Origin of the sequence: Kluyvera sp. Awk 3, assembly GCF_028069715.1 — a bacterium.
Classification (GTDB): domain Bacteria; phylum Pseudomonadota; class Gammaproteobacteria; order Enterobacterales; family Enterobacteriaceae; genus Kluyvera; species Kluyvera georgiana_A.
The window spans coordinates 1-7,073 of record NZ_JANEWH010000191.1; the positions used below are offsets into that span (position 1 = coordinate 1).

Below are 7,073 nucleotides of genomic sequence, written 5' to 3' on the forward strand. Positions count from 1 at the left end.
AAATAAACATATAAAGGAGAGATAAATGCCAGGTATCACTACTCGCATTAGCGCTTTTTTCGGCAATAGTAACGCTAATCTTGACATGTCTAGATTTTATTCCACCAAGAATGAACTTAATAAAGCTGATAAATATTGCCGAAGAGCCGAATCAATTATTGCCAAAGATCTGAAGAAAGCACGTAATAGTTCAATCAATTGTAGCATTTTCAATGATAGCATTTCGAAGGCATGTAAACTCTATGATTTGAAAGAGCGGGCAGCTTATACCAGAAAATATCTGGATAACCGACTCAAAACCATCATACCATCGGGAATTGATCACAATAAGGTCATTGTGAAAACACATTCATCCTCCGTGACAGGGGAGACAGATCAAGCACGGTAGAAGCCGTTAATAAGATGCAGATTATGTGCATGGAGGCTTCTTTAAAAAGTAGTGAAAACATCGATCATCTTAAAGGCAATCTGCTGAAGCTCTGTGATGGTATCGTCAATACAGAATCCGTTGAACCGGATCAAATTCGTCGAGTGGTAACCAATATGAGCGGTCTTAAACATCTTGACCCTACCCCTGCCCTCAAACCTCACGTAGACTCCTACACAACTTTACTGGCGGAAAAAATTGATGGCATCACCTTGAAGGATCTAGGAGATAGGGATGATTTCTCCCAAGAGCAAAAGCAAGCGCTCATTGACTTTATGCCTCGCATTAAAAATCACGTAGAATCGTCTTCGTAGAAAAGCCACTAAATGGGGACAGCAGTCCCCAAGAGCCAGCAAGTGGCGTAATGTGCAATGAAAAAATCCACGCAATCGCGTGGATTTTTTTCATTCACTACGGGTGCCATTAACATCAGCTAAATACATCCCATGTCCTACAACGTCTCAACCAATTTCATTTAACGCCGTTAATTGAATAGCCACCTTTAATATCAGGAAAAACCACCCACCGCGCGAAATGCATCTATCCTTTAGGATATTTAATCTTCACCTCGCAAGATGCCGCTTAATCGCTTCCAACAACAAACTAAGCGCCGCATGCTGATGATCGCGCGACTGATAAAGTCCATAAATCCCCAGCGGCTGCGGTTCCCACTGCGGCAGTACCCGAACTAGCTGGCCGCTCTCCAGCCCCGCGCGGGCTTCAATTTCAGGCACCATCACCAACCCCACATCCGCCGCCGCCATATCACACAGCAGTGAGGAGATCCCGGCGCTGAAATTACCGCGCACGGCCACCGATGTTCCCTTGTTTTCGCGGTCGCGGAAGGACCAGGATTGGCCGGAGAAACGGCTGTAGTGTAAACAATTATACTGTGGCAATTCCTCTGGCGAGGCTGGCGTTCCTGCCCGTTCAAGATAGCCTGGCGAGGCGCACAGCACTGAGCGGCACGTCCCCAGATAGCGCGCAATAGCCCCCGGTTCAGGCTCGTTGGTGATGCGAATCGCCAGATCGATGCGCTCACCGACCAGACTTACCGGCTGATTATTAATCTCCACCTCAATACGTAACGCCGGATAGCGGGCGAGAAACGTGGGGACAATCGGCGCCAGCAAATGCGTCGCGGTAAAATGCGCGCAGGCAACGCGTAGCGTTCCTGACGGGGCAAGGCGGGTGGCCCCCCCTTCAATTCCCTGTGATAACAGGGCAAGTTGCCGCGTTTTCTCCAGCGTTTTTTCACCCGCCGGGGTAATGGTGAGCCGACGGGTTGAGCGGTGTATCAGTCGCGAACCGGCCCATTTCTCCATCTCATCGAGATAACGGCTCACCATGGGACGAGAAATCCCCAGCGAACGGGCTGCCGCACTCAGACTCCCGAGTTCACAAATGCGGTTGTAGGTAATTGCCGCCATGATCCTGTCCATCACATCCCCATTTGATCGTTTTATGAAACTCAGCATGTATTGTTTCAGGAATTATGGCAAAAGCGCAAATCTGTAAAATGGTGGCATCACTCAACGCTTCAGGAATACCCTTTATATGAAATCACTTTCGCTGATCCTCACCCTGGCCGCGGCGCCCGTTTTTGCCGCCCCGCTGCATCTTGACGTCTATAACCCGCAGGAAAAAGGCATTTTCCCGGTATCCTCCACGCTGGTTTCGGGCCCGAAAGAAGCGGTGTTGTTTGACGCCCAATTCAGCGTGAAAGATGGGGAAAAGCTGGTACAGATGATCAAAGAGAGCGGCAAAACGCTGAAAACGATCGTTATTACCTCGGGCGATCCGGATTTCTATTTCGGTCTGGAACCGTTGGTGACCGCTTTCCCTGAGGCCGAGGTGGTGGCCTCTCCCTCCGTCGTGGATCATATTAAGGCGACCAAAGACGCCAAGCTGGCCTTCTGGGGCCCGCAAATGAAAGACGGCGCGCCAACCAAAATCATTGTGCCGCAAGCGACCCGCGCCACCCGCTTTACGGTAGACGGCGAGCCGCTGGAACTGAAACACACGGGAGACTATGCCGCCTACGTCTGGATCCCGGCCAACAAAACGATTCTAGGTGGGACCGGGATTGCTTCCGGCATCCATGTCTGGACGGCGGATACGCAGACCCCGACGATTCGTCAGGGCTGGATGACGGTACTCAACGAAATGCAGGCGCTCAAACCTCAGCAGGTCATTCCGGGGCACTATCTGGGCCCGCGCCCGGAAAAGGATGCGGCTATCACCTTCACCCATAACTACCTGCAAACGTTTGAGCAGACGCTGAAAAAGCAAAAAGGATCGGCTGCGGTTATCGGCGCCATGAAGGCGGCTTACCCGAACCTTGCCGATGAAAGCTCACTGGAGCTGAGCGCGAAGGTCAATACCGGCGAGATGAAGTGGTAGCGAAGCTTTACAACACAAAATCCACGCCCCGGCGTGGATTTTGTGTTTCAGGACACAGCCCTTTTACGCGTTTTTATCCAGCACCGCGACCGCGCGAGAAAAAGCGTCGATCGCCAGCGCCACATCATCAACGTTAACCGACTCCGCCGGATGATGGCTAACCCCGCCTTTACAACGAACAAACAGCATGCCCACCGGCCAGCGTTCGGCGATGGCGATAGCATCATGCCCCGCGCCGCTCGGGAGCGTCAGCGAACCGCCCTGCACCTCGCTTACCGCATCGCGCAATATCTGCTGTAATCCCGGGTCGCAGGCGGTGGCGGCAATACGGTAAAACGTCTCAGCGCTGAACTGCAAATGACGACGATCAGCAATGGCCTGTGCCTGGCCTAGCAGCGCGTTCAGTAGGGCCTCAAGCGGCTCATCGCTCGGCCCACGAATATCCAGCGTGAGCGTCACCTCTCCGGGAATCACGTTCACCGCGCCGGGAGCACAGCGCAGCGTCCCTACCGTCGCCACAAGATTCCCGCCCTGTTCACGGGTCATCGTTTCAACCTGTATCATCCACTCGGCGGCGGCGGCGAGCGCGTCTTTACGATGGCTCATCGGCACCGTGCCTGCGTGCCCCGCCTCACCCATAAAGCGGCAGTTCAAACGACGCGCACCGTTGATTGCTTCTACCACCCCCAGCGCCAGCCCGGCCTGTTCGAGACACGGCCCCTGCTCGATATGCAGCTCCAGATAGGCGGCAATCTCCTGCGTTCGGCGCGCGGCAAGGTGGATCTGGGCGGGATCGAGCCCTGCTTCGATCATCGCCTGCGCCACGCTGATGCCGTCGGCATCGGTCTGCGCCAGCCAGTTATCGGGCCAGGTACCGGTGAGCCCACGGCTGCCAAGCAGCGTAATGGCAAAACGCGTCCCCTCTTCGTCGCCAAAGCCAACAATCTCAATCGCTTTCGCCAGCCGCCGCCCCTGTTGATGCAGGGCATGCACTACTTCAATAGCAGCCAGTACGCCCAGCATACCGTCGTAGCGTCCGGCGTTACGTACGGTATCAAGGTGCGATCCCAATAATATAGCCGGAGCGCCCTCCTGCTCGCCTTCGTAACGGCCGCAAATATTGCCGACGCTATCCTGCCAGACGCGCATCCCCGCCTGCGTCATCCACTGCGCTACCTTCTGATTTGCCTGTAAATGTTGCGGTGAAAGATAGACCCGGGTGAGCGCGTCCGGCGTTTCGCTGATGGCGGCCAGTTCATCGGCGCGCGCCATCGCCCGCGCCGCAGCCTGCTGCCTCTCCGCCTGCTGGCGTATCCATTGACTCATTGCGCGCTCTCACTGCGGTAGCAATCCCACGCGGCCTGCATCGCCGCGCCCTGTGTGGTCGGGAATTTGAGATAGTTCAGCACCGACTCCAGCGCGCTCAGCGTGGTCATCACGCAGTCTTTACGCGCGTTGTAGCCCATGGTACCGATGCGCCACACTTTGCCGTGCAGCGGGCCGAATGAAGTGCCGATTTCAATCCCAAAATCCTCGAGCATCAATTTGCGCACCTGGTCGCCGTTGACCCCCTGCGGAATCACCACCCCCAGCACGTTGTTCATTTTGTGTTTCAGGTCGCCGAAGGTCTCAAGCCCCATCGCCTGAATCCCTTTGAGCAATGCATCGCCGTGCAGTTTATGGCGGGCGATGCCGTTCTCGAGACCTTCCTCAAGGATCAGACGCGCACATTCCCGCGCGGCAAACAGCGCCGAGGTAGCTTCGGTATGGTGGTTCAGGCGCTCCGGGCCCCAGTAATCCATCACCATGCCGAGGTCGAAATAGTTGGAGTAGACCATCTCATCGACGCCGTCGCGGTGGGCCTCGGTGCGAATACCTGCTTCCACGCATTTGCGGCGGCGTATCACCTCTTCCATCCGCGCACTGAGGGTAATCGGCGAGGTACCTGACGGGCCGCCAAGACATTTTTGCATCCCTGCCGACACCGCATCCAACTGCCAGGCATCGGTCTCCAGCGGGTTACCGCCCAGCGAGGCGGTGGCATCGGAATAAAACAGCACATCGTAACGACGGCAAATTTCACCCAACTCCGCCAGCGGTTGCAGCATGGTGGTGGAGGTATCCCCCTGCACCGTGAGCAACATGCGCGGTCGCACGCGCTTGATGGCGTCTTCAACCTGGTCCGGGGTAAAGACTTCACCCCATGGAACTTCAATGGTGTGTACTTCTGCGCGGCAGCGGCGGGCAATTTCGCACAGCAGATGACCAAAACGGCCAAACACCGGCACCAGCACTTTGTCGCCAGGGCGAATCGCGGAAAGTAAAATCGCCTCAATCCCGGCACGCGACGTACCATCTACCAGCATCGTCCAGCGGTTTTCGGTCCGAAAGACGCCGCGATACAGCGCCATCACTTCATTCATATAGTGCGTCATCGCCGGGTCATATTGACCAATAAGCTGGCTCGCCATGGCGCGCAGCACGCGCGGGTCGGCGTTGATTGGCCCAGGCCCCATCAGCAGACGAGACGGCGGGTTAATTTGTGCAAACTGAGTGATATCCATCGGAAAGTCCTTGAGTTAATTAAGGCCGCGCACGGAGGAGATAAACTGCTTCAATTCGGTCGTCTGCGGGTTGGCGAACAGCGTCTTGCTGTCGCCCTGTTCCCAGACGCGTCCCTGATGCATAAACACCACGCGGTCGCCCACTTCGCGGGCAAAATTCATTTCATGAGTCACGAGAATCAGCGTCATACCTTCTGCCGCCAGTTGTTCCAGCACCTTGAGCACTTCGCCTACCAGCTCCGGGTCCAGCGCTGAAGTAATCTCGTCACAGAGTAAAACTTTCGGCGACATCGCCAGCGCGCGGGCAATGGCCACTCGCTGCTGCTGGCCACCGGACAAATTGGCCGGATAATAATCAAGCCGGTCGCCAAGGCCGACCTTTTCCAGCATCCGCTGGGCCAGTTCACGGCATTCGGCGGCGCTTTTCTTCAACACCCGACGCGGCGCCAGCATCACGTTTTCCAGCGCCGTCATATGCGGGAACAGGTTAAAGTTCTGGAACACCATGCCGATAGAGCGGCTGATTTCCCGCGCCTGCGAGTCGCGGTCGGTGATGGTCATCCCGCCGAGTTTAATACTGCCGTCCTGATAGCCTTCAAGGCCGTTGATACAGCGCAGCAGCGTGCTTTTGCCCGAACCGCTGCGCCCGATAATGGAGATAACTTCGCCCATGTCGATATCCAGATCGACGCCTTTGAGCACGTGGTTATCGCCGTAATACTTCTGCATCTGGTTAATGGTGATGAGAGGCATTGAATTTGTTCTCCAGATAACGGCTGTAGCGCGACAGCGGGTAACACAGAATGAAGTAGCCCAGCGCCACCAGCGCAAAGACCTTAAACGGCTGATAGGTCACGTTGGTCAGCATGGTGCCCGCTTTGGTCAGCTCAACGAAACCGATAATCGACGCCAGCGCCGTGCCCTTAATCACCTGCACGGCGAAACCCACCGTCGGGGCAATCGCGATGCGCAGCGCCTGCGGCGCAATCACCCGACACAGCGTCTGGCTAAAGCTCAGCCCCAGGCAGCGCGACGCTTCCCACTGGCCTTTTGGCAAGGCCCGTATGCTGCCGAAGCCGATATCCAGCAAAAAGGCGCTGGTGTAGAACGTCAGCGCCAGCGAGGCTGCGGTCCACGCCGAGACATCGATGCCGAACAGCGCCACGCCGAAAAAAGCGAGAAACAGCTGCATCAGCAGCGGAGTGCCTTGAAAAAGTTCGATATAGCCGCGGATCAGCCGTTTCACCTGACGTCCACCGGTCAGACGCAGCAACAGGAGCGGCAGCGTCACCAGCGCGCCGCCGATAAACGCCACCAGCGACAACAGCACCGTCCAGCGTCCGGCCAGCAGCAGATTGCGAACGATGTCCCAATCGGTAAAGGTGGTCATCATGCCTGCACCCCCAGCCATTTCCGTCCTGCCGCCATCAGCAGCTGACGCATCGTTATCGACAGCATCAAATAAATCCCCGTCGTCACCAGATAGACCTCAAAACTCAAGAAGGTACGCGACTGAATCAGGTTAGCGGCAAACGTCAGCTCCTCATAAGAAACCTGCGATACCACCGATGAACCCAGCATCACGATGATGCATTGGCTGACCAACGCCGGATAAATGCGCTGTAACGCGGGTGGTAAAATCACCCGCATAAAGGTCTGGAGCCGACTGAGCCCCAGCA

The 7,073-nt window shown here is 56.0% G+C and carries 8 protein-coding genes and 1 pseudogene; 3 read left to right on the forward strand and 6 right to left on the reverse strand.

Annotated features, from left to right (window positions below; genetic code table 11):
• Positions 1–25: 25 nt before the first annotated feature.
• A complete protein-coding gene (locus NNN71_RS22940) occupies positions 26–388 on the forward strand; it encodes a hypothetical protein (protein ID WP_271459428.1) in 363 nt (120 codons plus the stop codon).
• A 29-nt stretch (positions 389–417) separates the two neighbouring features.
• On the forward strand, positions 418–741 hold the full coding sequence (locus NNN71_RS22945) for a hypothetical protein (RefSeq protein WP_271459429.1): 324 nt from the start codon (positions 418–420) through the stop codon (positions 739–741).
• Positions 742–990: 249 nt separating this feature from the next.
• Here the strand turns inward: NNN71_RS22945 and NNN71_RS22950 are convergent, their stop codons facing one another.
• Positions 991–1,869 (reverse strand): LysR family transcriptional regulator, encoded by an 879-nt coding sequence (locus tag NNN71_RS22950; protein WP_271459430.1) that lies wholly within the window; start codon positions 1,867–1,869, stop codon positions 991–993.
• Positions 1,870–1,984: 115 nt separating this feature from the next.
• Between NNN71_RS22950 and NNN71_RS22955 the strand changes: the two genes are divergently transcribed.
• Positions 1,985–2,830, forward strand: a complete 846-nt coding sequence (locus tag NNN71_RS22955) for a Vmh family MBL fold metallo-hydrolase (protein ID WP_271459431.1) — start codon at positions 1,985–1,987, stop codon at positions 2,828–2,830.
• Between the two features lie 63 nt (positions 2,831–2,893).
• Here the strand turns inward: NNN71_RS22955 and hpxK are convergent, their stop codons facing one another.
• The 5 genes and pseudogenes from hpxK to NNN71_RS22980 all read right to left on the reverse strand — a co-directional run.
• The gene (hpxK, locus tag NNN71_RS22960; protein ID WP_271459432.1) at positions 2,894–4,156 is read right to left on the reverse strand and encodes an allantoate amidohydrolase; all 1,263 of its coding nucleotides are present in this window, start codon (positions 4,154–4,156) and stop codon (positions 2,894–2,896) included.
• Positions 4,153–5,394 carry a pyridoxal-phosphate-dependent aminotransferase family protein gene (locus NNN71_RS22965; RefSeq protein WP_271459433.1) on the reverse strand — a complete coding sequence of 414 codons (1,242 nt, stop codon included), beginning with the start codon at positions 5,392–5,394 and terminating at the stop codon, positions 4,153–4,155. Before NNN71_RS22965 ends, hpxK begins: the two co-directional genes overlap by 4 nt.
• Positions 5,395–5,409: 15 nt before the next feature.
• Entirely contained in the window at positions 5,410–6,147 is a 738-nt protein-coding gene (locus NNN71_RS22970; protein WP_167575664.1) for an amino acid ABC transporter ATP-binding protein, read from the reverse strand.
• Positions 6,128–6,784: an amino acid ABC transporter permease gene (locus tag NNN71_RS22975; RefSeq protein ID WP_271447250.1), complete on the reverse strand. Its 657-nt coding sequence runs from the start codon at positions 6,782–6,784 to the stop codon at positions 6,128–6,130. Before NNN71_RS22975 ends, NNN71_RS22970 begins: the two co-directional genes overlap by 20 nt.
• A pseudogene (locus NNN71_RS22980) lies at positions 6,784–7,073 on the reverse strand (amino acid ABC transporter permease); the annotation flags it as partial. The gene NNN71_RS22975 and the pseudogene NNN71_RS22980, both read right to left, overlap by 1 nt.

What these genes read in the sequence shown, in the direction of transcription:
- NNN71_RS22955 (WP_271459431.1), top strand. Translation starts at nt 1,985, where the DNA reads ATGAAATCACTTTCGCTGATCCTCACCCTGGCCGCGGCGCCCGTTTTT.
- NNN71_RS22945 (WP_271459429.1), top strand. Translation starts at nt 418, where the DNA reads ATGGAGGCTTCTTTAAAAAGTAGTGAAAACATCGATCATCTTAAAGGC.
- hpxK (WP_271459432.1), bottom strand. Translation starts at nt 4,156, where the DNA reads ATGAGTCAATGGATACGCCAGCAGGCGGAGAGGCAGCAGGCTGCGGCG.
- NNN71_RS22940 (WP_271459428.1), top strand. Translation starts at nt 26, where the DNA reads ATGCCAGGTATCACTACTCGCATTAGCGCTTTTTTCGGCAATAGTAAC.
- NNN71_RS22970 (WP_167575664.1), bottom strand. Translation starts at nt 6,147, where the DNA reads ATGCCTCTCATCACCATTAACCAGATGCAGAAGTATTACGGCGATAAC.
- NNN71_RS22965 (WP_271459433.1), bottom strand. Translation starts at nt 5,394, where the DNA reads ATGGATATCACTCAGTTTGCACAAATTAACCCGCCGTCTCGTCTGCTG.
- NNN71_RS22975 (WP_271447250.1), bottom strand. Translation starts at nt 6,784, where the DNA reads ATGACCACCTTTACCGATTGGGACATCGTTCGCAATCTGCTGCTGGCC.
- NNN71_RS22950 (WP_271459430.1), bottom strand. Translation starts at nt 1,869, where the DNA reads ATGGACAGGATCATGGCGGCAATTACCTACAACCGCATTTGTGAACTC.